Here is a 24828-nt window from a genome sequence, read left to right as displayed (position 1 = left end):
CGCACGAACTGGGTCCGATGCGACATCTTTCCCACAACCGCCGACATCGCGGGCCGGCATCGACGGCCGCCGCGCCGCCGATGCGCGTCTGGTGTACATGCCGCGCGTCGCAGACACGCCTGGGCATCGCCGCTTTGGTAAGACCACGGGGCGGCCGCGGCGCTCGGTGCCGTGCCGACGTAACCCCGCTCAGCAGAGGAGAAGTCATGCAGTTGTTCTGTCAACCAGGCGCAACCACCGGGGGGCCGGTGGCCCGGATCCGGTTGTGCGTCGCCGCCGGCGCCGCGGCCGCAAGCGCGAGCGTCGTCGTGTGCTCTCTGCCTGCGAGCGGGATCGACATAGCCCAGATTCGTCGGGATGTGGCGCTGACCGCCGGCCGGTACAGCGTCGAGGCTGCAGCCTTGGCCGACGTCACCGAACCGGCACCGGTTGCTCCCAGCGCGACGGGAGCTGACGCGTTCACGATCGGCGGTTTCACCTTCGACCCGGTCAACGGTGACGAGGAGGGTTACGCCCTGATTCACCCGCTCACCAGCGCTCCGCCCCTGTTGACTCTGGGTGGGGGATTCGCATTCGGCGGGCCCATGGCTGGTCAGGAATTCGAGGTGTTCGACCCTGCCGACGGCACCGATCTCGGCAGCATCAATACCAGTGTGGTGGTGGCGAACCTGGGGGGCTTCACCAATACCCAGTTCACCGTCGTCGGCGCGCCGCCGGCGACCGATGTGTCCCTACCGACGGTCGGATCGGTGTACGACGTGTTCAACCTTGGTGGCGGGTTTGCGAACGTCTACACCGCCATCGTGAGCGCCGACGACGGCCCGGACACCGTCACGGATACCTTGGTGACGCCGTTCGGAAACTTCGATCTGACCCCGTTGTTCGGCGGTATCGACGCTGCGGCTCCGCTGCAGCCCGGCGACGCCTTCGCCGAGCTGGAAGCCGGCGCGTCCGGCGGGGGCGAGGACGCCTTTGCCATCGGCGGGTTCACCTTCGACCCGTTCACCAAAACCGGCGGATCCATAACGGAGGGCTTCGCTCCGGTCGCAGCGCTGACCGGAGCCGCGCCGTTCCTGAACATCGGGGGCGCTTCGATCGGAGATGCCACAAACGGCGGAATCATCTTGGCTCCGCAAAGCTTCGACGTCTACAGCGGTTCCGGTGATGCGGCCATGCAGGTCGGCACCATCGCCACCTCCGAGCACGTGACGAGCCTGTTGGGGCTGACCAACACCCAGCTGGTCGTCGCCAGCGCGACCGCGGTCGAGGGCGGCAGCACCGACGTCCTGCCGGCTGCCGGGACGGTGTATGACGCCTTCAACTTCGGTGGCGGCTTCACGAACATCTACACCGCCACCCCGGGAGCCGACGGCGTGGTCACCGATACCCTGATCACACCGTTCGGGAGCATGGACCTCAGCTCACTGTTCGGCGGTATCGATGTGGCGGGCCCGCTGAACCCCGGTGATGCGTTCACCGGATTCGCCGACACGGCCATCGGCAAGGATGCTTTCAGCATCGGCGACACCACCTTCGATCCGTTCACCGGGTCCGGTGACACCGCGACGGAGGGTTTCACCCCGGTATTCCAGACCATCGGTGCGCCTCCGCTGCTCAATCTCGGCGGCGGTGTCGCCACCTTCCCCGGCACCTCGCTACTGCTACAGGTGGCACCGCAGAGCTTCCACGTCTACGACGGAACCGGAGCCGATGCCGAACAGCTCGGCAGCGTGCACACCGCGGAGACCGTGACTCAGCTGCTGGGCCTGACCAACACCGCGTTCACCGTCGACGGCGTCACCGCCGCCACCGGGGTGGACACTGCGGACCTGCCCGCGATCGGCTCGGTGTACGACGTGCTCAACTTCGGCGGCGGTTTCGCCAACGTCTACACCGCAATCCCGGGTCTGGACGGCGCCGAGGGCACCGTTACGGACATCTTGGTGACGCCGTTGGGGAACCTGGACCTCAGCGTGCTGTTCGGCGGCTTAGACGCCTCCGCACTGATGGACCCGGGGGATGCGTTCCTCGGTCTGGACATCTAGGCAGTCCGGTCCGTCACCACGGCCCAGGCGGTAGGAACCTACCGCCTGGGCCGTGCGCTTTTGATCGCAGCCCAGCGTCGCATTCTGTGGGAACTACGGCGCATCTGCCATGGCTGGATCGCCGGCCGCGCGACCAGAATCGGATCGAAGTGTTGTTGAGAGGAGCACAGATGCCCGAGAACAGGCCCGACCGACGAGTGCTGATCACCGGCGCCTCCAAGGGAATTGGGCGGGCGGTCGCCGACCGCCTCGCCGCGCGCGGATTTCAACCGATCGGGATCGCCCGCACCACACCCGAGAGCTTCCCGGGGCCGTTCTATCCGGTGGACCTGGCCGACCGTGCGGCAACCGCGGACACTCTGACGGCCATCGTCGCCGACGGCCACGTCGATGCGGTAGTCAACAACGTGGGCTTTGCGCACTTCGGCCGACTCGGGTCGATCGACCTCGATCACCTGTTTGAGACCTACGACCTCAACGTGCGCACGGCGGTGCAGGTGGTCCAGGCGGTACTGCCGGGCATGATCGACCGCGGATGGGGCCGCATCGTCAACGTCACGAGCCTGACCACGTTGGGCACCCCGGAACGGACACCGTATGCGGCGGCGAAGGCAGCGCTGGAAACCTGCACCCGGATCTGGGCGCGGGAACTCGCCGAGACAGGTATCACCGTGAATGCGGTGGCACCCGGCCCCACGGAGACCGAGATGTACCGTGAGCGCAGCCCGGTCGGCTCGGAGCGGGAAAAGGCTTTCCTGCAGAACATTCCGATGCGTCGCGTCGGAAAGCCGGCGGAGATCGCACATGCGATCTGCATCCTGTTGGATGAGGACGCCGGGTATATCACCGGGCAGATCGTCCGGGCAGACGGCGGCGGAAGCCTTGCCGGCTGAGTCGAGTCGCCGAAACGAAAGGAGCCGCAGCGATGAGCGCAGCACTGGAAACCGTTGCCGGGGTTGCGATCCCCGACACCGCGCTGGTGCGGGAGGCAACCGACTACATCCGCGACGTCGAGAACGATCTGCTGTATCACCATTCTCGGCGGGTGTTCTTCTTTGGCGCACTACAGGGGCAACGCCGCGGGCTGACCCCCGACCTGGAACTGCTCTACGTGGGGGCGATGTTTCACGACCTGGGGCTGACCGAGCGCTACCACGGGTCCGCGCTGCGCTTCGAGGTTGACGGCGCCAACGCCGCCCGGGACTTCCTGCTCGAGCGCGGCGTCGACGAAGCCGATGCCCGCACGGTCTGGTTGGGCATCGCATTGCACACCACCCCGAACATCCCGGAGTTCCTCGACCCGGAGATCGCGCTGGTCACCGCCGGCGTAGAAACCGATGTGCTCGGCATCGGCCGCGACGATCTGGCACCGGACCTGCTGGCGGCGGTGACCGCCGCGCATCCACGGCCCGACTTCAAGCGCCGGATCCTGCAGGCGTTCACCGATGGCTTCAAACACCGCCCGGAGAGCACGTTCGGCACGGTCAACGCCGATGTGCTCGCACACTACGACCCGTCGTTCGTCCGCGGCGATTTCGTCGAAACCATCCTGGGCAACAGCTGGCCGGAGTAGCCGGCTCCGCCCCGGCAGGCGCGCTCAGTCTTCCTTGCGGATCAGCTTGCCCAGCGCCTCCCGGTCCGGTGCCAGCAGTTCGTCGATGCGCGGCTGGTTCACGTCGGCGACGATGATCTCACCGACCTCCTGGTGCACGCTGCTGAAGATGCCGTGCGCCTTCATCTTCTCGGTCTGATACAGGTTGTCCTGAGTGGGCGTGACGTAGTGCACCGCCGCGGCCTTGAACCGGTGGATCAACCACAAGTGGGTCAGATCCATCAGCCGCTTCTGCCGCAGCTTCTCGGCGAAGGTGTTCTGGTCGCGCACCGTCAGGATGCTGCGGCCGTGCCGGTCCTTGATCGGGTCGACGATCACATTGGCGAGTTTCTCGTCGTCGTCGCCGAAGATCCCGAGCTCCAGCACATCCGACCCGGGCCGGGTCGGCCGTAGCTGCGCTCGCAGCTTCTCGCCGATCTGGTAGTGCTCGGCCCACAGCGCCAGCCATTCCTCCAACAGCTTCTTGGGCACCTCGGTCTGCACCAGGTGCTGATGCTGGGTGGAGCCGGCGCCCATTGCCTTGGTGGTGGCGGTGCGCCCGGACGAGGCGGCCAGCGCGGCATCGCTACGCGGCCCGCCGACCAGGGTCTGCGGGGTTCGGTAGGGCGACTCGACCAACCGCATCTTGCGCTGCAGCCGGGCCAGCGCCAGCATGCCGTCCTGCAGCAGGGTGGCCGCGAACTCCTCGGAGGCCACCCCGTCGACCTGGTGGCCGCCGTAGGTGATGAAATTGAAGACGAACCCCATTTTGCCGAGCTCGGCGGGGAAGGCCCGCATCTGTTCGTCGGTCATGCCGGTGGTGTCCCAGTTGAACGAGGGGGACAGGTTATAGGCCAGCATCTGGTCGGGATACACGGCGTGGACGGCATCGGCAAACTGGCGGGCATCGTCGAGGTCGGCGGTCTTGGTCTCCATCCACAGCAGGTCGGCGAACGGCGCGGCGGCCAGCGACTTGGCGATCGCATAGGGGATGCCGCCGCGCACCTGGTAGTAGCCTTCGGGGGTCTTGGCCCGCTCGCAGTCCCAACCGGAGTCGGCGTTCAACTCGGCGGCCTTCGCCTGGGCGGTGTAAAACGGTGCGCGCTCGGCGAATTCGCGCCACTGCGCGGCGGTCATGTTGCGTGGCTCGCCTTCGCGTTCGGCGAACTCCAGCATCTCGGCGACGGCTTCGCCGTAGGTCATCAGTCCGGCGTCGTTCTGCCAGGCTTCGACGAACTTCGATTCGATCTCGTCGTAGAGCCCATCCACGGGCTGCCGGCCGTCACTGCTCCAGCCCTCGGCGGCTTTGGTGATCAACGCGCTGATGCCGCTGCGGTCCAGCCAGGCGTCGGCGGCGGCGTACTCGCCCTCGGGCAGGTCGTAGAGCAGGTGACCGTTGATCTCGGTGATCCCGGCGTTGTAGAACTGGCGCGTCATCGCCAGGAAACAGGCCTTGTAGGACGGGATTTTCAGGTTGGTGGTGCCCAGGATGAACGGCTGGTCACGCTCGTCGGCGCGGCTCTCGACCAGGTTGGCCGCCTCGGCGTCGGTGCGCGCGACGATGATGCCGGGGACCCCCATCATGTCCAGTTGGAAGCGGGCGGTGTTCAGCCGCTTGATCTGCTCGTCGGAGGGCACCAACACCTTGCCCCCCTGGTGGCCGCACTTCTTGGTGCCGGGACGCTGATCCTCGATGTGGTAGCCGGGTACGCCGGCCTCCACGAAACGCCGGATCAGGTTGCGTACGTGAGGATCACCGCCGTGACCGGTGTCTGCGTCGGCGATAATGAACGGCCGGTAATCCACGGCGGGGGTGGCGGCGCGCTGCTCCTCGGTCATCTGCAGGCGCAGGTAGTGCTGGTTGCGGTCGGCGGTGAGCAGGGCACGCACCAGCCCGGCCGCCTCATCGGGCACCTGGCTGAGCGGGTAGCTGGCCAGGTCGGGTCCCGGGTCCTCGGTGATGGACCCCTTGGCTGAGGTGGCCCACCCGCCCAGGTAGATGCCCTCGATGCCCACCCGCTTCATCACTACCGCCTGACCCGGCGAATACGGGCCGAACGTGGTGATGCTCTTCTTGGCGGCGAACAGCTCACGCAGCCGGGCGTAGAACGCCGTCGCTGCTTCGCGCGCCACGATGTAGTCGGAGGGGATGGTGCCGCGCTGCTCGACCACCTGGCGGGCGCTGTAGAGGCGGGTGATGCCTTCGAAGCGGGGGCTGTCGAAGTATTGCTGTGTCGCCGCGAGGTCGGCTTCGACGTCTCGTTGGACCGGTGCACTCGCCGCCGTGGTCGTTTCGATGGTCGTCATGGAATTACGCTCCTGTTCGCGCCGGTTCGTGCGGCGGTTCCAGCTCGGCTCTCCTTCGTCGAGCCTCGCTGAACCGCGGGGTTCGCACGTGTTACTCCCCAGTATTGTGCCGTCGCTGGCTGTGGGATAGCGCAGTTTCGCCATACATCTTCCGTACGCCGCGGACGATGCCCCGGAACTTGCGTGAAGCAGATGGATTCGACTGCGTTCGTGGCTATGGTTAACAGTTATGACGGCCCGGTCAGGCCGCTGGGACACCCCGTGGGATCAGCCGCCGCAGCGCATCGCTTCGGTGGTCCGACCGGTCGGCCGCTGGGGGGCCCGGCGGATGAGTCGGCGCTTCGCCGGCGTCGGCGTACAGATCCCGGCCGCCCGGCTGCGCGAGATGATGGCCGGCGCGCCGCCGGCGTCGGCGGAGTCGATCGACTACACCTTCGCACTCGCCGCGACGGCGATCCAACGCGAGCAGCGGATGGCCCGGGCGCGGCGCAACCGGCGCCGCCTGGTGCACGCGCTCATCGTGGCCGGGCTGATGCTCGCCGCGTTGAATCTGCTGATCTGCATGGGTTACGTCTTCGTCAGCCTGGCGCTGCACGAACCGTCGATGTGATCTCATCGGTCCGGCCGGTCGGAGCTTTTGTCGCAGGCCATGCCCACAAGTGAGGTAATCTAACGACCGTCGCGGTGACGGAACTCGGGTTCCGCATGGGTGGGGGAGTTGATCTTCTCGGCTGAGTCGGTCCGTCCCGCGTCCGGGCCAGACGAAAGAGCGGAGGCGCACGCCGGGTGTTTCGAGTGTTGAGGCGGTTCTGGATTCCTCTGCTGCTGGTGGTCGTCGTCGCGCTGGGCGGGTATGCCATTGTCCGCATTCGCGCGACCCTGGGCCACCAAGGCCCGAACTTGGCGGAGGGTTCCGCGATCACCGAGAACTTCAATCCGAAGCACATCACCTATGAGGTCACCGGGACGGGCGGGACCGCGAACCTGAACTACCTTGACGAGAACGGCCAACCCAATCTGATCGAAAACGCCTCACTGCCTTGGTCATTCACGATCGTGACGACGCTACCGTCGATGTCGGCCAACATCATCGCTCAAGGTGATCGCCATGTCAGTGACCTTCGGTGCCGGGTGACGGTCGACGACAAGGTGCGCGACGACCGGACCAGCACCGACACCGTCAAACCGTTCATCTACTGCCTGGTGAAGTCGGTATGAGCGACCCCGGCGCGGCGCCGCATCGCTCGCACCGACCTTTCTTGGGCCGGATGGTTCGGATCTTCTCGGTGCCGATCATCCTGTTCTGGGTGCTCGTCGCGGTCGTGCTGGGCACCGTGGTCCCGTCACTGGGCAAGGTCGCTGCCACCCGGTCGGTCCCGATCAGCCCCACGGGTGCACCGTCGTACGTGGCGATGCTGAACATCGGCAAGGTATTCCAGCAGTACGATTCGGACTCCACGGCGATGGTCGTGCTGGAGTCTGAGGACCATCTCGGCGATGCCGCGCACAAGTTCTACGACGAGATCGTCGCCAAGCTCGAGGCTGACCACAAGCACGTTCAGAACGTTCAGGACTTCTGGAGCGATCCGCTGACCGCGGCGGGCTCACAGAGTGTGGACGGTAAGTCCGCCTACGTGCAGATCTTCCTCGACGGCTCGCAGGGCACCACCGAAAGCCACGAGTCGGTCGCCGCCGTACGTGACATCGTCGCCTCGGTCGACCCGCCGCCGGGTATCAAGGCCCACGTTGCGGGTAACACCGTCCTCAATGCCGACACCAGTGTCGCCGGGCATCAAAGTATGTCGAGGCTGGAGTTGGTGTCTGTCGCCATCATCATCGTGATGCTGCTGACCATCTACCGCTCGGTGGTCACGATGCTGGTGTCGATGTTTGTCATCGGGCTGGGATTGTTTGCCGCGATGGGTGTTACGGCCGCGGCCGGCAACGTGAACATCGTCGGACTGACCCCGTATGCGGTGAGCATGGTGACGATGTTGTCCATAGCCGCGATAACCGATTACCTGATCTTTCTCCTCGGCCGATATCACGAGGAGAGAGCGAACGGCCTTGAGCGCGATGACGCGTTCTATGTCGCCTATAGCGGCGTCTCTCACGTCATCCTGGGGTCCGGGCTGACCATTGTCGGCGCCTTGATGTGCCTCGGCATGACGACGTTGCCCTACTTCCAGACCATGGGGCCGCCCTGCGCGATCGCGATTCTGGTGGTCATCGCCGCAGCACTGACGCTGGCGCCGGCGGTGCTCACCGTGGCATCGAGGTTCGGACTGCTCGACCCCAGACAGAATCTCTCGACGCGCAACTGGCGCAAGGTCGGAACCAGCACGGTTCGCTGGCCCATTCCGATCATCCTGCTGACCGGCATGGTCGCCGTCGTGGGTTTCGTCAGCCTGTTGACCTATGTGCCGCAGTACAACGACCAGAAATTCACTCCCGCCGATATGCCCGCCAACCTGGCCATGGCCGTCGCGGACCGGCATTTCTCCCAGGCTCGGATGAACCCCGAACTGTTGATGCTCGAGACCGATCATGACCTGCGTACGCCGTCGGACATGTTGGTGATCGAAAAGGTCGCCAAGCACGTCTTCCGGATGCGGGGCATCGACCGGGTGCAGACCATCACCCGCCCACTGGGCTCACCGATCGAGCACAGCTCCATCCCGTTCCTGCTCGGCGCGCAGAATGCCGGCACGTTGCAGGCCGCGAAGTTCAACAACGACAACGCGGCGCAACTGCTCGAACAGGCCGACGAGATGGCAAAGACCGCCGCCAGCCTGGAACGCATGTACACGATCATGAAGGAGACCAGCGAAACCACCCACAGCATGGCGGGCAAGACGCACGTGATGGCCGACACCACCGCTGAATTGCGAGATAACATCGCCGATTTCGATGATTTCTTCCGGGTGTTTCGCAACTACTTCTACTGGGAGCCGCACTGCTACGACATCCCGATCTGTTGGTCGCTCCGGTCGATCTTCGACACCATGGACGGTATTGACCAACTCGCGGAACAGATCCAGAGTCTCACCATCGACATCGATCGCCTGGACGAGTTGATGCCGCAGATGCTGCCGGTCCTGCGGGAGAACATCGACTCGATGAACAAGATGCACGACATGATGATCGCGACTCACAGCACCATGGCCGGCACTCAGGCCCAACAACAGGAACTGGCCAAGGGCGCCACCGAGATCGGGCTGTACTTCGATCAGGCCAAGAGCGATGACTTCTTCTATCTGCCGCCGGATGTGTTCGACAATCCCGACTTCAAGCGTGGCATCAAGATGTTCATGTCGCCGGATCACAAGTCGGTCCGGATGATCATCACCCACCAGGGCGACCCCGCCTCGGTGGACGGCATCGCACACGTCCGGGACCTCAAAGACGTCGTCGCGGACGCCCTCAAGGGCACCCCGCTGGCCAGCGCGAAAGTCTCGATCGCCGGTACCGCATCGCTGTACGCCGACATGCAGGACGGTGTCGTGATCGACCTGATGATCGTGCTCATCGCGTCGCTGATCCTGATCTTCGCGATCATGCTGATCATCACCCGCAGCGTGGTGGCCGCCGTCGTGATCGTCGGCACGGTCGCTGCGTCGCTGGGGATCGCGTGTGGAATATCGGTGTTGCTCTGGCAGGACATCCTGGGCCTGGGCGTGCAGTGGATCGTGATCCCGTTGTCGATGGTGATCCTGCTGGCAGTGGGTTCGGACTACAATCTGCTGCTGGTGTCGCGACTCAGAGAAGAGATACACGCCGGGCTCAACACCGGCATCATCCGAGGCGTGGGGGCCACCGGACGCGTCGTCACCGCAGCGGGCCTGGTGTTCGCTTTCACCATGATGGCGATGATCGTCAGTGACCTGCGCGTGGTCGGCCAGCTCGGTACGACGATCGGTATCGGCCTGATTATCGACACGTTGATGGTGCGGGCGTTCATGACGCCATCGATTGCTGCGGCGTTGGGCCGTTGGTTCTGGTGGCCGCTCAACACCTTTGAGATCACGGGGCATGGCTCTAGCGGACCCGAACCGAGGCCGGCGGAGCGCGGTGATGACACCGCGCCCATACCGACAACAACCGCGTGAGTGTCGCGAACCGATCATGAAAGCTGGTGATGGAGGTGTCGGTCGCCGGGTCGGCCCATAGGTCAGTCACGAGATCGAACCTGCGCCGACGCACCGACGGTCGGCTCGATCGCTCGCGTGACGCGGCGATTCTCGATGCTGCGCTGGCCGCGTTGACGGAGAACGGTTATGGCGGCACGAACATGAACGACGTCGCGACCCGAGCCGGAGTGGGCAAGGCCGCGATATACCGCCGCTGGTCGTCGAAAGCCGCGTTGATCACCGATGCGCTGGTGTACTGGCGGCCCGACCTCATCGACGATGATGCCCCCGATACCGGCAGCCTCGCCGGTGATTTCGACGCGCTGGTCGACCGTGTGGCGCGCAACGACAGTGAGCGGATCCCCAACGATCTGATCCTGCGGGTGGCGATGGAGGCGATGCATGATCGACACCTCACCGCAGCCCTCGACGACTTGATGATCCTCAAGGGCAGGCGCATGGTGACGGCCATCCTGCAACAGGCGGTGGCGCGCGGCGAACTCGCGCACGATCGGGATTGGTCGCTGATCGCCGACGCCTTGACGGGAATGGGCCTGATGCGGGCCATCAACGGTCAGAGCGTCGACGCGAAGTTCATCCGGAGCGTCATCGACACGCTCATCCTGCCTGCTGTCTGCGCGGTGAATACCCGGCATGGCGGGAGCGCGGAATAGCGGAGCCGCCGGTGCATCAGCCGATCTGGGCCAACCTGGGTGCCAACTCGTCGCCGAGTCGGCGTACGAAGCCGATCGGGTCGGGGTTGCCCGGGAGCGGTCCGGTGTGGACGAGGTCGAAACCCAAGCCGGCGCAGTAGTCCACGGTCCGCAGATAGTCGTTGAGATCGGTGAACGGGTCGGCGAACAGTCCGACGGTCTTGCGGATCTCAGCCGGGTCGCGGCCGATTTCATCGCAGTGGCGTCGCAGCACATCGATCTTGCGGCTCAGATCGTCGGGCCGCAGCACCGTGCCGTTGCGGTTCCATATGTCGGCATAGCGGGCGGCCAGTCGCAGCGTCTTCTTCTCGCCGCCACCGCGGATCAGAACCGGTGGCTGCGTTGTCGGCCGCGGCTCGCAGATGGTCTCGGCCAGCTGGTAGTGCTTACCGCGGTACGGTCCGTCGTTTGCACTCCACATCTGCTTGCAGATCTGCAGTGTCTCTTCCACCATCTCGAATCGGTCGCTCAGTGGCGGAAGCGGCACACCGAGACCCGCGTGTTCGCGCTCGTACCAGCCGGTCCCGAGACCAAAGATGAGGCGGCCGCCCGACAAAACATCCAATGTGGCAGCGGTTTTGGCCAGTACGCCGGGGTGGCGATAGGTGACCCCGGTCACCAGCACACCGAGTGGGATGCTGCGGGTCTGACCGGCGACAAAGGCCAGTGCGGTGTAGCACTCCAGAAAGGGATCCTGGGCGCGGCCGAGTTGTTCCATCTGAAAGAAGTGGTCCTGCATGGTGAACATCGCTGCGCCGGCTTCTTCGGCCGCGGCGGCGGCTCCGGCCAGCACCGGTCCGAGCCGGGCCGGGTCACCGGGCTGAAAATCGACGAAATGTATGCCTAACTCCATCGTGGTGGGCGTCCTTTGCGGTAACGGGGAAAAAGCGGGAAGCGACAGGCCGCGTCTGCGCAACCCATCGTTTAGCTGCAACCACGCCGCACCACGGATGCTTCCGGGCCGCGGTTTCGCGGCCACTTAGACTGCGGGGCATGACGGGCCTGGTGCAGATCGAGGAGTGCCTGGACGCCGACGGGGGCATCATCTTGCCGCCGGATGCCACCTTGATCTCGCTGATCGACCGCAACATCGCCAACGTCGGCGACGCGGTGGCCTTCCGCTACCTCGACTACGCCGGTCCATTCGAGGGCCGGGCGGTGGAACTGACTTGGACGCAACTCGGCGACCGATTGCGGGCCATCGGAGCCCGACTGCAGGAGGTCACCGCCCCGGGTGACCGGGTGGCGATCTTGGCACCCCAGGGACTCGACTATGTCGCCGGGTTTTATGCGGCGATCAAGTGCGGCACCATAGCGGTGCCGTTGTTCGCCCCGGAGTTGCCCGGGCATGCCGAGCGGCTCGACACCGCGCTGCGCGATGCCGCCCCGGCAGCGGTGCTGACCACATCCGCTGCGCAGCGCATCGTCGAGGATTTCCTGGCCAGGTTGCCGCAGCGGCTGCAGCCGCACGTAGTCGTCATCGATGAGGTCCCGGACTCGGTCGGTGCAGCATTCCAGCCGGTCGACATCGACGTCGACGCCGTGTCGCACCTGCAGTACACCTCGGGTGCCACCCGGCCGCCGATCGGTGTGCAGGTGACCCACCGTTCGGTGGGAACCAACCTGCTGCAGATGATCCTATCCATCGACATGCTGGACCGAAACACGCACGGGCTCAGCTGGTTACCGCTCTACCATGACATGGGCCTGTCGATGATCGGCTTTCCCGCGGTCTACGGGGGACACTCCACGCTGATGTCGCCGACGGCGTTCATCCGCCGACCGCAGCGCTGGATCAACGCCCTGTCCGACGCATCGCGACATGGCCGGGTGGTCACCGCCGCACCGAACTTCGCCTACGAACTGACCGCCCAGCGCGGCCTGCCCGCGCCGGGCGCCGACCTCGACTTGTCGAACGTGGTGATGATCATCGGATCCGAGCCGGTCAGTATGTCGGCGATCACGGCGTTCAACGAGGCATTCGCCCCGTACGGGTTGCCGCGCACCGCGATCAAGCCGTCCTACGGGATCGCCGAGGCCACGCTGTTCGTGGCGACGATCGACCCCGACGCCGAGGCGAGTGTGCTGCACCTGGGGCGCGAGCAACTCGGTGCGGGCCGTGCGGTGCCGGTCACCGCCGGCGCCCCTGATGCGGTGGCTCAGGTGTCGTGCGGCCGGGTTGCCCGCAGCCAGTGGGCGGTGATCGTCGACGCCGATGCCGGTCAGGAACTGCCCGACGGTCGTATCGGCGAGATCTGGCTGCATGGTGCCAACGTGACTGCCGGCTATTGGGGCCGGCCCGACGAGACCCGGCGGGTCTTCGGCGCTCTGCTGCAGCGCCGCTTGTCACACGGCAGTCACGCCGAGCGTGCGCCGATCGACGGCGCCTGGCTGCGCACCGGCGATCTGGGGTTCTATCTCGACGGCGAACTGTATGTGACCGGCCGGACGGTGGACCTGATGACCATCGACGGGCGCAGCCACTACGCGCACGATGTCGAGGCGACGGTGGCACAGGCCTCACCGATGGTGCGCACCGGGTACGCGGTGGCGTTCGCCGTCCCGGCAGATCAGGCCGATCGGCTGGTGATCGTCGCCGAGCGCGCTACTGGTACCGGCCGGAAGGATCCCGCGCCGGCGGTCGCGGCGATCCGCGCCGAGGTGTCCCGGGTACACGGGTTGACCGCCGCAGACATCCGGTTTGTGCCGGCCGGGGCCATCCCGCGTACCACCAGCGGCAAACTCGGGCGTACGGCATGCCGCGAGCAGTACCTCTCGGGCGCGCTGGATCAGCGCCGGGCATCCGGCGACGCCACCGCGCCCCGCACAGCGGGCGCACAGCCGGGACATGTGGGGCACCAAAAATAGCTAGCTAGCCTTCCTAAATGGATTTCGGAGTCTTGCCGCCGGAGATCAATTCGGCGCGAATGTATGCCGGAGCCGGACCCAGTTCGCTGCTGGCCTCCGCGACGGCCTGGCAGGATCTGGCCGCCGAGCTGAATTCGGCAGCCGCGGCCTACGGTTCGGTGATCGCGGGTCTGACCAGCGGCCCCTGGATCGGAGCGTCGTCGGTGACCATGGCGGCCGCGGCCAGCCCCTACATCACCTGGCTCAGCTCGACCGGGGCGCAGGCGCAGCAGGCGGCCGCCCAGTTGTCCGCGGCGGTCGGAGCCTATGAAACGGCCTTCGCCGCAACGGTTCCGCCCCAGCTCATCGCGGCGAACCGCAGCCTGCAGGCAACGCTGATCGCGACGAACATCCTGGGCCAGAACACCGCGGCGATCGCGGCTACCGAGGCGGAGTACCTGGAGATGTGGGCCCAGGACGCGGCGGCGATGTACGGCTATGCCGGGGCATCGGCGATGGCCACCCGGGTCACGCCGTTCACCTCACCGCCGCAGACCACCGACCCGTCCCGACAAGCCAGCCAGGCCTCGTCGGTGGCGCAGGCTGCCGCTGCCACCGCGGGCACCGATACCGAGACCCTGATGGCACAAGGGCCGCAGCTGATCTCGACCACGCCAGCGGCGTTACAGAGCCTGGCAACGCCGGCGATCGAGACATCGTCGGGTGCCTCGACGGCATCGTTGTCCAGTCTCAGTTCACTGACCATGCCGTTGCGGATGGCGATGATGCCGATGAGCATGCTGATGCGGATGCTGATGACCGGGACCAGCGGAGCCAAGGGCGCTGCCGCTGGCCTGGCTGCTGCCCCGGCCGCGGCGGCCGGTACCGCCGGTTCGGTGACCCTGACCGGCTTCACCGGAGGGCAGGCTGCCACGGCCGGCCTGGGCCGGGCGGCCTCGATCGGGGCACTGTCGGTGCCGCCGGCCTGGACCGGCATGGGGGTGGCCACCACTCCGGCGGCCACGGCGCTGCCGGTTACCGGCGCTGTTGCTCCGGCGGGGGCGGGGCCCGGGTCGGCGATTCCTCCGATGGTGCCGTTGGGGAACCTGGGTGGCCGTGGCGGTTTCGGCGCCACGGCCACCCAGTACGACCTTCGTCCTACGGTGATTCCGCGGTCGCCGGCAGCCGGGTAGTCGCCGCCGACTGAACTTTGTGAATCCTTCTGGGCCACCAGAACCAGCGGCCGAGTAACGCGGCGATCGACGGGGTCAGGAATGACCGGACGATCAGGGTGTCGAACAGCAGCCCGATCCCGATCGTGCTGCCGGCCTGGCCGATCGAGTACAGATCGCTGACCGCCATCGACATCATCGTGAACGCGAACACCAGGCCCGCCGCGGTGACCACCGATCCGGTTCCGCCGATCGACCGGATGATCCCGGTCTTGATCCCGGTCTTGGTGCCGTCACCGATCTCCTCCTGGAAGCGGGAGACCAGCAGCAGGTTGTAGTCCGATCCCACCGCGAGCAGGATGATGACACCGAACACCGGCGCGATCCAGTTCAGCGGCAGACCGAAGAGGTGCTGCCACACCAGCACCGACAGCCCGAACGCCGCACTCAGTGACAACAGCACCGTGCCGACGATCACCGCGGATGCCACCAGCGCCCGGGTCAGCAGCAGCATCACGATGAAGATCAGCGTTACTGCCGCCACCCCGACGATCAGGATGTCGTAGGTGGAACCGGACTGGATGTCGTTGTAGACCGCCGCGGTTCCGGTGAGATAGAACTTGGCGCCGGTCAGCGGGGTGCCCTTCACCGCGTCGTGGGCGGCGGCCAGCATCGGCTCGACGAAAGAGATGCCCTTGGGCGTGGCCGGATCCGCGTCATAGGTGACGATGAACCGGGCCGCGGTGCCGTCCGGCGACAAAAAGAGCTGCAGGCCCTTTTGGAAGTCCGGATTGTCGAAGGCCTCCGGCGGCAGATAGAAGTAGTCGTCGGCCTGGGAGGCGTCGAAGGCCCGGCCCATCTCGGTGGCGGTGTCGGTCATCCGCGACATCTGGGTCAGCAGTCCGGAGAAGGTCGAGTGCATCGAGAGCAGGCTGGCCCGCATGGATTTCGCCACCGCGATCATCGGCTCGAACTGCCCGACCATCTGTGGCATGACCGCGTTCATGTCGGCCATGTCGGCCAGCAGCGGTGCCATGTTCTCGCTGAACTTGTCCATCCCGTCGTAGGCGTCGAACACCGACCGGACTGCATGACAGACCGGGATGTTGAAACAGTTTTGCTCCCAGTAGAAGTAGTTGCGGACCGGACGCGCGACGTCGTCGAAATCGGCGATGTGGTCTCGGATCTCATCGACGGTCGCATTGATCGTCACCATGTCGGCGGTCATCCGCTCGGTGGTGGAGTCCATCCTGGCGACCAGATCCCGCAGCCGCTCCATGGACTCGACGGTGGCACCCAGGTCGTCGCTCATCCTGAGCATGTCCGCCAGTCGGTCGTCCATGAACTGCAGATTCTGCTGGATCGGCACGGCGCCCATGCTGACCTGGAACGGGATCGAGGTGTGGTCGATGGGGCTGCCCAATGGTCGGGTGATGCTCTGAACCCGCTCCACTCCGCGGGTGCGGAAGATGTTCTTGGCGATCCGGTCCAAGATGATCATGTCGGCCGAATTGCGCAGGTCATGATCGGCCTCGACCATCAACACATCGGGGTTCATCCGGGCAGCGCTGAAGTGCCGTTCGGCGGCGTCGTAGCCGACGTTCGCCGGCAGTTCGGACGGGATGTAGTAGCGGTCGTTGTAGCTGATCTTCATGCCGGGCACGACGAGCATTCCGGCCAGGGTGACCAACAGTGCGCTGACGAACACCGCACCGGGCCAGCGGACGTTGGCGGTGCCGATGCGCCGCCACCCGCGTTGCTTCTCCGCCCGCTTGGGGTCCAGCAGGCCGAACCCGCTGGCGACCGCAACGATGGCGGGGGCGACGGTCAGCGCGCCGGCGATCACCACCAGCAGCCCCACGGCCGACGGGATGCCGAGTGCCTTGAAGTAGGACAGCCGGGCGAAGTGCAGGCATAACGAGGCTCCGGCGATCGTCAACCCGGATCCCAAGATGACATGCCACGTGCCGCGGAACATGGAATACCAGGCGGTTTCGCGGTCCTCCCCGGCGCGGCGGGCTTCGTGGTAACGGCCGAGCAGGAAGATCGCGTAGTCGGTGCCGGCCGCGATCGCCAGGGACGACAGCATGGCGACCACGAACGTCGAGAAGCCGAGCAGGCCGGCGTTGCCGAGCAACGCGACCAGCCCACGGGCGGTGCCCATCTCGAAGCCGACCATCACCAGTGCCAGAGCCACGGTGGAGAAGGACCGATAGACCAGCGCCAACATGATGATGATGACCACACCGGTCACGCCCATCATCTTGAGCATGCTGTGGTCGGCTGCCTCGGTCATGTCCGTGGTGAGCGCCGCCTGTCCGGTGACGTAGGCCTTGACCCCGTCCGGGGCGGGCACCGAGGCGACGATCTTGCGGACCGCGTCGACCGACTCGTTGCCCAGGGTGCTGCCCTGGTCGCCGGCGGTGTGGATCTGGGTGTAGGCGGCCTTCCCGTCGCTGCTCTGCACGCCCGCCGCGGTGATCGGGTCGCCCCAAAGGTCCGCGATGTGCTGGATGTGCTCGGGGTCGGCGGACAGCTTCTCGATCAGCGTGTCGTAGTAACGGTGGGCGTCCGGTCCGAGTTCGGTCTCGCCTTCGAGCACCAGCATGATCATCGAGTCGGAGTCGAACTCCTCGAACTTCGCGCCGATGCGCTTCGCGGCGATCAGCGACGGCGCGTCTTGCGGGGACATCGTCACCGCGTGCTCGCGCGCGACCGATTCGATCGGCGGCACCAGCACGTTGAGACCGACGGTCACCAGCAGCCAGAATATGATCAGCGGCCAGGCCAGCCGGCGCACCCAACGCATGTAGGCCGGGCGGGCGTCACCGTGGGCGCTCATGCGGCCTTCACCAGACAGAAGACCTGGGCGTGGTGCCCGGTGGCGACGTGTTCGTCTTTGACGGCGCCGTTGACGGTTATGCGGCAACCGATCTCGTCACTGTCACCTTGTGCCACCAGGGTGCCGATCACGGCAGGATTCGTCGTGGTGATGGTGTAGCTCCACGGCAGTCCTGCGAACGTCGCCTGCACGGGCCGCATCTCCTCGTTGAGGTAGCTGACCCCGCCCGCGGCGCCGTCGGGGCCGAACACCTCGTATACGACCCGCTTTTCGTTGATAGAGGCGATAGGCGCCGAGCCGCTGCCGTCCCAGTGGAAGATCTCGTCGGATCCGAACGCGCCGCGCAGGTTGACCACTGCCACGGTTCCGGCGACCGCGGCCACGGTGACGACCAGTGGCACCCAGGCCCGCTTTGCGATTGTGAACATGCTGGCCATCTCCGCTACCTCCCTCTACGCGACCGACGTTCCCCATAATACCCCCTGGGGTATCAATTCAGCCGAATCGGTGCGCGGCGATATGCGATCCGTGTTACCGGCGGGGCGAGCTGCGCTGGGCGGCGACCGCTTCGCCCAGCCAGCGGCGCAGGAACCGGCGCAGCTCATCGGGGGAGCGGTCGGGGTCGTTGGGGGCCACGATGAACGACAACATCACGCGCAGGGTGAACTCGACCAATTCGCGCTGGCTCGCTGCGTCGTAGCCATGTTGCACCCAATCGACGTCGAACCGGTCGACCATGCGCATTCCCAACGTCAGGGACTCCTCGGACGTCATTTCCCGGTTGAGCGGGGAGGTCGACGACAGCATCGCGCCCAGGTGCGGAGAGCGGGCCACCGCATCGAGGGTGTAGAGCGTGCCTTCGGTGAGCGCGTCGGCGGGGTCATGGATGCCCCGGACGTGGTCGGTGAGTCGGTCGAGGAAGTCGTCGACCGAGGCGATCGCCACGGCGCGCATCAGGGCGTCGGCGGTGGGGAAGTAGCGATACACGGTCTGCCGGATGACGCCCAGCGAGCCGGCGACATCGGCCAGCGACACCGCCGCACCCGTCTCGGCGACCAGGTCGACGGCCGCGGCGATGATCCGCTGGCTCGCTTCCTCGTCGCTGTGGGGCGGGTTACCGCCCCAGCCACGTCGGCGTGCCATCAACGACCCCCTTGACAACCGGCGAGCATCGAACAATCATACGCCAAGACGTTCATTTGTATGGTGATAGTAGGGGTGGCCATGACCGACCTGATCGTGCGCAAGTTGCGGTTCGCATTCGCCGATCATCCCGTGCCGTTCCTGTGGAACGAGGCCAACCCGGCGTTCTCGTCGATGGCCAATGCGGTTTCGCTGCTGGCGATCGGCTTCGAGAAGATGATCGGCGGAATGATCACCGAGGCCATGCCGCTGATCACCGACCCGGCCGTCGCCGAGGAGGCCGACGCCTTCGTCCGCCAGGAGGGTCAGCACTCCATGGCCCACCGCGGCCACGCCAAGGCACTGGTCAAGGCCTACCCGGCCCTCAAGGAGACCGTCGACGAGTGCAACGCGATGTTCGACAAGATGACCGCCGAGAAGTCGCTGGCCTATCGGCTGGCCTACACCGCCGACCTCGAGGCGACCTTCACTCCGGTCTTCAAGCTGATGCTGGATCACGACGACACGCTGTTCGCTCCCGGGGATGACCGGGTCGCCTCATTGTTCTTGTGGCACTTCGTCGAAGAGGTCGAGCACCGTAGTTCGGCGTTGATCATCTACGACCATGTCATCGACGATCCCTGGTACCGGATGCGGATGGCGCCGTCGATCTTCAAGCACGTGATGAGCGTCATCAAGGTGGCCTGCCTGGGATTCAACAAGCATGTCCCGCTGGCCGACCGCAAGGTCGACGCGCTGTCGTTGTTCAGCACCTATCGGGGAAAACAGGCTTGGCGGCGGCGCATTCCATTCGGCTGGCCGGCCGATCAGGGGCCGGTGGTCGACGCATTCAAGCATCTGCCGAAAGGGGAGATGCTCACCGCGGTGACCGGTATCGTGCGTAGTCAGCTGCCCAATCACAAACCGGCGCACGAGAAGATCCCCGTCTTGGCCGAGAAGTGGTTCACCCGCTACGCCGACGGCTACGACGTGACCAAGTGGTACACCGCCGAGGAGAAGAGCGCCTGATGTCTGATCTGTGTGCCCCGACTTTCGAGCGGCTCGCCGAATCGCTGGGCTTCTCCTGTGCGGAGGCCGGCGGGCTGGTCGAGTTCCGCAACCCGCTGCAGCTGGAGAACTGGACGCTGCCTGTCCTGGAGATCACCGTCATCGTCGGGGCGGTGCTGGCACTGGTCTACGCCATCAACCGATTCCGGCGCCACGGGGATGCCACCAACCTGACGCTGTGGTTCGGCGCGATCGCCTACCTGTTGATCATCGAGCCCCCGCTGTACTTTCCGGCGGCGTTCGGGATCGCCGAGCATGTCGACACCATGTTCGCCCACAACGTGTTCAGCGTCGATTTTCTGTGGGGACGGCTGCCGCTGTACATCATCGCGATCTATCCGATGATGGCGACCGTCGCGTTCGAGATCGTCCGGATCCTGGGGGTTTTTCGCCGCTACGGCGTCGTCGTCGGCGCGGTGTGCGTGGGGTTCGTCCACCACGCCTTCTACGAGATCTTCGACCACCTCGGCCCGCAGCTGCGCTGGTGGGAGTGGTCGGTGGACAACCCGCTGAATCAGCCGATGTTCACCTCCGTCCCGATGGGAAGCGTGGTGGTCTTCGCGGCGCTGTGGCCGGCGTCGCTGGCGTTCTGCGTGCAATGGTTCGTGGGGCGCCACGTCGACGAGGGCAAACGATTCGGCGGGCTGCAGGTGGCTTGGCGCACCGTGGTCGTCGGCCTGTTGGCATCGTTGGGAACCGGCATCCTGCCACTGCCGGCAACACTGCTGGGCGCCGCAACCGATGGCAGGCTGCTGGGCATCGCTTATGCCGCAGAACTTCTGGTCATCATCGCGGTCGCCGTTCCGGTACTCGTGGCACAGTGGCGGCGGCTGCGGCTGAACCTGATCATCGACGGGCGCCACGACAACCCGTTGATGGTTCGCTACGCCGCGCTATATCTGTCGGTCATGGCGGTGCTGTGGCTGACGGCGCTGCCGGCCTACTTCGACGCGGTGGGTGGCGTCACCGCCAACGGCGACCCGGTGGGAAGCCTCTGGTACACGGTCGGCTGCTTCACGGTGGCCTACCTGTGTGTCGCGGCCGCGGCGACGGTCCCGCCGGTCCTCCCGGATGCTGTCGAGCGGGCCACGCCGGCGCCCGCCGCGACGGGCTGAGTCAGGCCTGAATCAGCGGCCCCGCCAGCGCGGCGGGCGCTGCTCGCGCCACGCCTGCAGTCCCTCGGCGACGTCCTCGGTGGCCCCGGCGACCTTGCGCATGGTCTCCCCGAAGCGGACCGCCTCGATCCAACTCATGCCGTCGCTGCGCCACGCCACCTCCTTGGTGGCCCGCTGAGCCAGCGGGGCGGCTTTGGTCAGGGTGCGCGCCCAGGACTGGGCTGCGGCCTGCAACTCGTCGGGCTCCACCAGCTTCCACACCAGGCCGATTTCCCTGGCGCGTTGCGCGCTCATCGGCTCTCCGGTCAACAACAGCTCCATCGCATTGGCCCAGCCCACCCGCTGCGGCAGCCGGATCGCTCCGACGATGGTGGGCACCCCCAGGCGCACCTCTGGAAAGCGGAACACCGCCTCGGTGCTGGCGATCACGAAGTCGCAGAACAGCAGTCCGGTCAGACCGTAGCCGACACACGGCCCGTGCACCGCGGCGATGGTCGGCTTGAAAAGCTCCATACCGGACTCGAACGAGTTGATGGTGGGCTTCTCCCAGAACGTGCCGGCGAACGTACCGACCGCGCCCTCGGAGTCCTTGAGGTCCGCGCCGGCGCAGAACACGTCGCCGGTGGCGGTCAGGATCCCCACCCAGGCGTCCTCGTCGGCACGGAACGCCTCCCAGGCGGCGTTGAGATCAGTGCGCATCGGGCCGTTGATGGCGTTGCGGGCGTCAGGGCGGTTCAGGGTGATGGTCGCGACATGGTCTTCGCATTCATAGGTGACCAGGCTCATGGCGCTGCGCCCCTCCTCCTCGTCGCTACGCTCCGCATCGTCGTGGCGCGGGCTCATGGCTGCACCGTACCGTCGGAGGGGTGCGCTGGATCGTCGACGCGATGAACGTAATCGGTTCCCGCCCGGACGGCTGGTGGAAGGACCGTGATGCGGCGATGGTCCGGTTGACCCGCCAGCTCGAACAGTGGGCGACGGCGGAGAACCAGCGCGTCACCGTGGTGTTCGAGAAGCCGCCGTCACCGCCGCTTGCCTCGCAGGTCATCGAGATCGCCGCCGCGCCGCGGGCCGCCGCCAACTCTGCCGACGACGAGATCGTCCGGCTGGTTAGAGCCGACGAGCGGCCGCACGACATCACGGTGGTGACATCGGATGCCGTGCTGGTTGATCGGGTTACCGCTGCGGGCGCAGCCAGCTGCCCCGCGTCGCGCTTCCGCGACCTGATCGAGCCGGCCGCGGCTTCAGCTACCGGCCGCGCTGGCTCCGGCGCGGCGGCCGGCGAAGATGCAGTCGGCGATCGACAGTCCGCTGACATATGAGTGTGAGGCGACGCCGATAGCGGTGCGGCCGGCGCTGTAGAGCCCGGGGATCGGCGTGCCCTCGGCGTCGACGACTGCGCCGGTGTCCTCGGCGACCCGCACCCCGCCCAACGTCAGCATCGGGGTCGGCAGCAAGACGTTGGGCCGCACCGAGATGTCCAGCAGGGTGAACGGGGCCTTGTCAATGCGGCGGCGGAACTCGGCCGGCTTTCCGGCCGGGTCCTCGGTGCCGGAGTCGATGGCGTCGTTGTGCGCGGCGACGGTGGCCCGCAGGCCGTCGGGGTCGATCCCGGTGCACCGGGCGACGTCCGCCAGTGTCTTGCCGCGCACCGCACCGGTGAACATCAACGCCGCGGCCTGGGCGCGCTGGAACCACAGCGTCTGGGTGAGCAGCTGGCGCCGGGCCTCGGCCATGAGGGTGGCGTCGGCAAGGATCCAGCCCTTGCTGCCATGGTTTTTCACCAAGGCCTGCCCGAGCGCCGCGCCGTAGCGCGTCTCGTCGATCACCCGGTCGCCCTTCTCGTCGACGACGACCGCGGAGATGAACGCGCTCGGCGGAGTGATGAACCGCCACGCCGAGACATTGTCCATCCGGTCGGGCACTCCGCCGACGCTGGTCGCCAACGCGATGCCGCTGCCGTCGTCACCGCTGGTTCCCAGCGGCAGGCCGCCGTTGAATTCCGGGGCGTAGCGCTTGCGCCACTCGGTGTTGGCGATGAAACCGCCGGCGCAGATGATCACTCCGCGGCGAGCGGTGATCTCAATGCGACGGGCGTAGCGGTGCTCCAGCTTCCGCAACCGACGCTCCATCGCGGCGCGCAGCGGGGGGTAGTAGACCCCGGGCTTGGACGAGATCGCGGCAAGCCTGGCGTAACGCCGCTGGATGCGCCGCGGCGCCTGCCCCATCGTCAGGGCCCGCACCCCGGTCACCCGTCCGGCGGCGTCCTGCAGCAGTGCGGTGACCCTGGTGTGCGGCCGGAAGTCCACGCCGAGCTTGCGTGCTGATTCGGCCAGCGGCACATAGATCTTCTTGCCGGAGGTGCCTTTGCCGTAGGCGCGGTGGCCGCGCTGCACCGGCGGCGTCACCGCACGGGAGACGCCGGCGTTCTCGCTGCCGGAGTGATACAGGTAGTAGCGGTTGTTCGGAAACGACGTCTTATAGGGGCACAGGCCCGGGTTGAACGGCACGCCGTGGCGTTGCAACCAGTCGATCATCTCCGGGCTGGTGACGACAAAGCGCTGCAGCGTGTCGGGGCTGACCGCCTCGCCGACTTCCAGGCGCAGGTAGTCCAGCATCTGCTCGGGGGTGTCTTGCACGCCGGCGGCTTGTTGGACCGACGTCCCCGCGCCGGCATAGATGATGCCCCCGGAGATCGCCGTGGCGCCGCCGCCGTTGGCCCGATCCACCGCGATGACCTCGGCGCCGTGTTCGCGGGCGGTGATCGCGGCGGAGGTGCCGGCGGCGCCGAATCCGACGATGACGACGTCGGTCGTCACACTGGTGATGGTCACGCGCTATCCCCTCGATGCCATGAACTGTGCCCACAATGTAACAGGCCGTAGTCGCTGTCAGATGCGAGTGACCTGCGTGTATTAGTGCGCATGCAGTTGCGAACAGAACGCGTTCTAGTCGGCGCGGAACGCTGCGGCCCGCCGCCTTGCGGCGTTTCGGCCGGTTCACGCGCCAAGATGATCGGTATGCTTGTTCGGTTGCTGCGCGCTCTCGCCGCGTTCGCCCTCGTTTTTACGGTGCCGGGGACAGTACCCGCCGGTGCGGCGCCGGGACCGGATCCCGCTGCGGTGGCCGCCGACCTGGTCGCCGCCGATCGGGCGCTGCGGAACCCGTCCGCGCCCGAGCAGGTACTCGCGGCCGCGGCCCGTCGCCAGCAGGTCGCCTATCGCACGCTCGGTGCGCATCCCGAGTGGGACGCGGTCGCACGCCCGCAGATCCCAGCCGCACTGCTGGAAGTCTACGACCGCAACATCGACGCCCGCCGGCAGCTCATGGCGCTCACCGAGCCCAAATCCACCATGCCGCCGTGGCGGGTGGTGCCACCGGTGCCGGCTAACGAGCTGATGGCCGCCTACCGTGCCGCCGAGGCCGCCTCCGGTGTGCCGTGGAACTACCTGGCGGCGATCAACTTCGTCGAGACCGGATTCGGCCGTATCAACGGCATCAGCGATGACGCCGCACAGGGCCCGATGCAATTCCTGCCCTCGACGTTCGCCGCCTACGGCAACGGCGGCGACATCAACTCGCCACGCGATGCCATCATGGCGGCCGGACGGCTGTTGGCCGCCAATGGGTTTGCCACCAATCGGGACAAGGCGATCTGGGGCTACAACCATTCCGACCACTACGTGCGCGCGGTCAACGACTATGCCGCGGTCATCGGCGGCGATCCGGCCGGGTTCGCGAGCTACTACCGCTGGGACACTTACTACCGCACCACAGCCGGGGATCTGCTGCTGCCGATCGGGTACGTCTCGACGACGCGGATTCCGGTCGGCGAGTACCTGGCCGCGCACCCGCAGTAACGCCTCAGCCCTGCTG

Annotated in this window: 19 protein-coding genes and 1 pseudogene; 13 read left to right on the top strand and 7 right to left on the bottom strand. The window is 66.4% G+C overall.

Going from position 1 to position 24828, the window contains the following annotated elements:
* Positions 1–206: 206 nt before the first annotated feature.
* From DQP56_RS04160 to DQP56_RS04150, 3 genes are all read left to right on the top strand, one after another.
* Entirely contained in the window at positions 207–2045 is a 1839-nt protein-coding gene (locus tag DQP56_RS04160; RefSeq protein ID WP_133258885.1) for a hypothetical protein, read from the top strand.
* Positions 2046–2215: 170 nt separating this feature from the next.
* Positions 2216–2938 (top strand): SDR family oxidoreductase, encoded by a 723-nt coding sequence (locus tag DQP56_RS04155; RefSeq protein WP_112683712.1) that lies wholly within the window; start codon positions 2216–2218, stop codon positions 2936–2938.
* A gap of 32 nt (positions 2939–2970) precedes the next feature.
* On the top strand, positions 2971–3618 hold the full coding sequence (locus DQP56_RS04150; RefSeq protein ID WP_112683711.1) for an HD domain-containing protein: 648 nt from the start codon (positions 2971–2973) through the stop codon (positions 3616–3618).
* Positions 3619–3642: 24 nt separating this feature from the next.
* On the opposite strand, the gene aceA is transcribed toward DQP56_RS04150, so the two are convergent.
* Positions 3643–5943: an isocitrate lyase ICL2 gene (gene aceA, locus DQP56_RS04145; protein ID WP_112683710.1), complete on the bottom strand. Its 2301-nt coding sequence runs from the start codon at positions 5941–5943 to the stop codon at positions 3643–3645.
* Between the two features lie 229 nt (positions 5944–6172).
* Here aceA and DQP56_RS04140 point away from each other — a divergent pair, with 229 nt between their 5' ends.
* The 4 genes from DQP56_RS04140 (at position 6173) to DQP56_RS04125 (ending at position 10747) form a co-directional block, all read left to right on the top strand.
* A complete protein-coding gene (locus tag DQP56_RS04140; RefSeq protein WP_234825500.1) occupies positions 6173–6553 on the top strand; it encodes a hypothetical protein in 381 nt (126 codons plus the stop codon).
* Positions 6554–6738: 185 nt separating this feature from the next.
* Positions 6739–7161: an MmpS family transport accessory protein gene (locus tag DQP56_RS04135; RefSeq protein ID WP_370491481.1), complete on the top strand. Its 423-nt coding sequence runs from the start codon at positions 6739–6741 to the stop codon at positions 7159–7161.
* Positions 7158–10052, top strand: a complete 2895-nt coding sequence (locus tag DQP56_RS04130; protein ID WP_112683709.1) for an MMPL/RND family transporter — start codon at positions 7158–7160, stop codon at positions 10050–10052. The genes DQP56_RS04135 and DQP56_RS04130 overlap by 4 nt, the downstream gene beginning before the upstream one ends.
* Before the next feature lie 29 nt (positions 10053–10081).
* Complete coding sequence (locus DQP56_RS04125; RefSeq protein WP_112683708.1) at positions 10082–10747, top strand: TetR/AcrR family transcriptional regulator; 666 nt, start codon at positions 10082–10084, stop codon at positions 10745–10747.
* Positions 10748–10763: 16 nt separating this feature from the next.
* Here the strand turns inward: DQP56_RS04125 and DQP56_RS04120 are convergent, their stop codons facing one another.
* Entirely contained in the window at positions 10764–11639 is an 876-nt protein-coding gene (locus tag DQP56_RS04120; RefSeq protein WP_112683707.1) for an LLM class F420-dependent oxidoreductase, read from the bottom strand.
* Positions 11640–11779: 140 nt separating this feature from the next.
* Between DQP56_RS04120 and DQP56_RS04115 the strand changes: the two are divergent.
* Both DQP56_RS04115 and DQP56_RS04110 read left to right on the top strand, forming a co-directional pair.
* Positions 11780–13582: pseudogene (locus tag DQP56_RS04115) on the top strand (fatty acyl-AMP ligase); the annotation flags it as partial.
* Positions 13583–13671: 89 nt separating this feature from the next.
* Positions 13672–14826: a PPE family protein gene (locus DQP56_RS04110; protein ID WP_112683705.1), complete on the top strand. Its 1155-nt coding sequence runs from the start codon at positions 13672–13674 to the stop codon at positions 14824–14826.
* Here the strand turns inward: DQP56_RS04110 and DQP56_RS04105 are convergent.
* The 3 genes from DQP56_RS04105 to DQP56_RS04095 all read right to left on the bottom strand — a co-directional run bounded on the left by DQP56_RS04105 (position 14792) and on the right by DQP56_RS04095 (position 18790).
* Positions 14792–17647 (bottom strand): MMPL/RND family transporter, encoded by a 2856-nt coding sequence (locus tag DQP56_RS04105; RefSeq protein WP_112683704.1) that lies wholly within the window; start codon positions 17645–17647, stop codon positions 14792–14794. The genes DQP56_RS04110 and DQP56_RS04105 overlap by 35 nt on opposite strands.
* Entirely contained in the window at positions 17644–18075 is a 432-nt protein-coding gene (locus tag DQP56_RS04100; RefSeq protein ID WP_165824895.1) for an MmpS family transport accessory protein, read from the bottom strand. Before DQP56_RS04100 ends, DQP56_RS04105 begins: the two co-directional genes overlap by 4 nt.
* A 103-nt stretch (positions 18076–18178) precedes the next feature.
* Complete coding sequence (locus DQP56_RS04095) at positions 18179–18790, bottom strand: TetR/AcrR family transcriptional regulator (RefSeq protein WP_112683702.1); 612 nt, start codon at positions 18788–18790, stop codon at positions 18179–18181.
* 81 nt (positions 18791–18871) lie between these two features.
* On the opposite strand from DQP56_RS04095, the gene DQP56_RS04090 reads away from it, so the two are divergent.
* The gene (locus tag DQP56_RS04090) at positions 18872–19798 is read left to right on the top strand and encodes a metal-dependent hydrolase (protein WP_112683701.1); all 927 of its coding nucleotides are present in this window, start codon (positions 18872–18874) and stop codon (positions 19796–19798) included.
* Positions 19798–20952, top strand: coding sequence for a hypothetical protein (locus DQP56_RS04085; protein ID WP_112683700.1), 1155 nt, complete (start codon positions 19798–19800; stop codon positions 20950–20952). Before DQP56_RS04090 ends, DQP56_RS04085 begins: the two co-directional genes overlap by 1 nt.
* Before the next feature lie 12 nt (positions 20953–20964).
* Here DQP56_RS04085 and DQP56_RS04080 read toward each other — a convergent pair whose 3' ends face one another.
* On the bottom strand, positions 20965–21738 hold the full coding sequence (locus DQP56_RS04080) for an enoyl-CoA hydratase/isomerase family protein (protein ID WP_112683727.1): 774 nt from the start codon (positions 21736–21738) through the stop codon (positions 20965–20967).
* 80 nt (positions 21739–21818) lie between these two features.
* Between DQP56_RS04080 and DQP56_RS04075 the strand changes: the two genes are divergently transcribed.
* Positions 21819–22274 carry an NYN domain-containing protein gene (locus tag DQP56_RS04075; RefSeq protein WP_112683699.1) on the top strand — a complete coding sequence of 152 codons (456 nt, stop codon included), beginning with the start codon at positions 21819–21821 and terminating at the stop codon, positions 22272–22274.
* On the opposite strand, the gene DQP56_RS04070 is transcribed toward DQP56_RS04075, so the two are convergent.
* Positions 22197–23786: an FAD-binding protein gene (locus DQP56_RS04070; RefSeq protein ID WP_112683698.1), complete on the bottom strand. Its 1590-nt coding sequence runs from the start codon at positions 23784–23786 to the stop codon at positions 22197–22199. The two genes, DQP56_RS04075 and DQP56_RS04070, sit on opposite strands and share 78 nt — an antisense overlap.
* A 186-nt stretch (positions 23787–23972) precedes the next feature.
* Between DQP56_RS04070 and DQP56_RS04065 the strand changes: the two genes are divergently transcribed.
* The gene (locus DQP56_RS04065; RefSeq protein WP_112683726.1) at positions 23973–24812 is read left to right on the top strand and encodes a lytic transglycosylase domain-containing protein; all 840 of its coding nucleotides are present in this window, start codon (positions 23973–23975) and stop codon (positions 24810–24812) included.
* The last annotated feature ends 16 nt before the right edge of the window (positions 24813–24828 follow it).

The sequence above is a fragment of the Mycolicibacter senuensis genome (assembly GCF_003284925.1).
In the GTDB taxonomy this organism is placed as follows: Bacteria; Actinomycetota; Actinomycetes; order Mycobacteriales; family Mycobacteriaceae; genus Mycobacterium; species Mycobacterium algericum_A.
The sequence above is the reverse complement of the archived record's forward strand: the minus strand, read 5'-3'. Positions and strand labels throughout refer to the sequence as shown.

Bases quoted from the DNA above. Each gene is read 5' to 3' on its own strand.
- DQP56_RS04160 (WP_133258885.1), top strand. From the start codon at position 207: ATGCAGTTGTTCTGTCAACCAGGCGCAACCACCGGGGGGCCGGTGGCC.
- DQP56_RS04155 (WP_112683712.1), top strand. From the start codon at position 2,216: ATGCCCGAGAACAGGCCCGACCGACGAGTGCTGATCACCGGCGCCTCC.
- DQP56_RS04150 (WP_112683711.1), top strand. From the start codon at position 2,971: ATGAGCGCAGCACTGGAAACCGTTGCCGGGGTTGCGATCCCCGACACC.
- aceA (WP_112683710.1), bottom strand. From the start codon at position 5,943: ATGACGACCATCGAAACGACCACGGCGGCGAGTGCACCGGTCCAACGA.
- DQP56_RS04140 (WP_234825500.1), top strand. From the start codon at position 6,173: ATGACGGCCCGGTCAGGCCGCTGGGACACCCCGTGGGATCAGCCGCCG.
- DQP56_RS04130 (WP_112683709.1), top strand. From the start codon at position 7,158: ATGAGCGACCCCGGCGCGGCGCCGCATCGCTCGCACCGACCTTTCTTG.
- DQP56_RS04125 (WP_112683708.1), top strand. From the start codon at position 10,082: ATGGAGGTGTCGGTCGCCGGGTCGGCCCATAGGTCAGTCACGAGATCG.
- DQP56_RS04120 (WP_112683707.1), bottom strand. From the start codon at position 11,639: ATGGAGTTAGGCATACATTTCGTCGATTTTCAGCCCGGTGACCCGGCC.
- DQP56_RS04110 (WP_112683705.1), top strand. From the start codon at position 13,672: ATGGATTTCGGAGTCTTGCCGCCGGAGATCAATTCGGCGCGAATGTAT.
- DQP56_RS04105 (WP_112683704.1), bottom strand. From the start codon at position 17,647: ATGAGCGCCCACGGTGACGCCCGCCCGGCCTACATGCGTTGGGTGCGC.
- DQP56_RS04100 (WP_165824895.1), bottom strand. From the start codon at position 18,075: ATGTTCACAATCGCAAAGCGGGCCTGGGTGCCACTGGTCGTCACCGTG.
- DQP56_RS04095 (WP_112683702.1), bottom strand. From the start codon at position 18,790: ATGGCACGCCGACGTGGCTGGGGCGGTAACCCGCCCCACAGCGACGAG.
- DQP56_RS04090 (WP_112683701.1), top strand. From the start codon at position 18,872: ATGACCGACCTGATCGTGCGCAAGTTGCGGTTCGCATTCGCCGATCAT.
- DQP56_RS04085 (WP_112683700.1), top strand. From the start codon at position 19,798: ATGTCTGATCTGTGTGCCCCGACTTTCGAGCGGCTCGCCGAATCGCTG.
- DQP56_RS04080 (WP_112683727.1), bottom strand. From the start codon at position 21,738: ATGAGCCTGGTCACCTATGAATGCGAAGACCATGTCGCGACCATCACC.
- DQP56_RS04065 (WP_112683726.1), top strand. From the start codon at position 23,973: ATGCTTGTTCGGTTGCTGCGCGCTCTCGCCGCGTTCGCCCTCGTTTTT.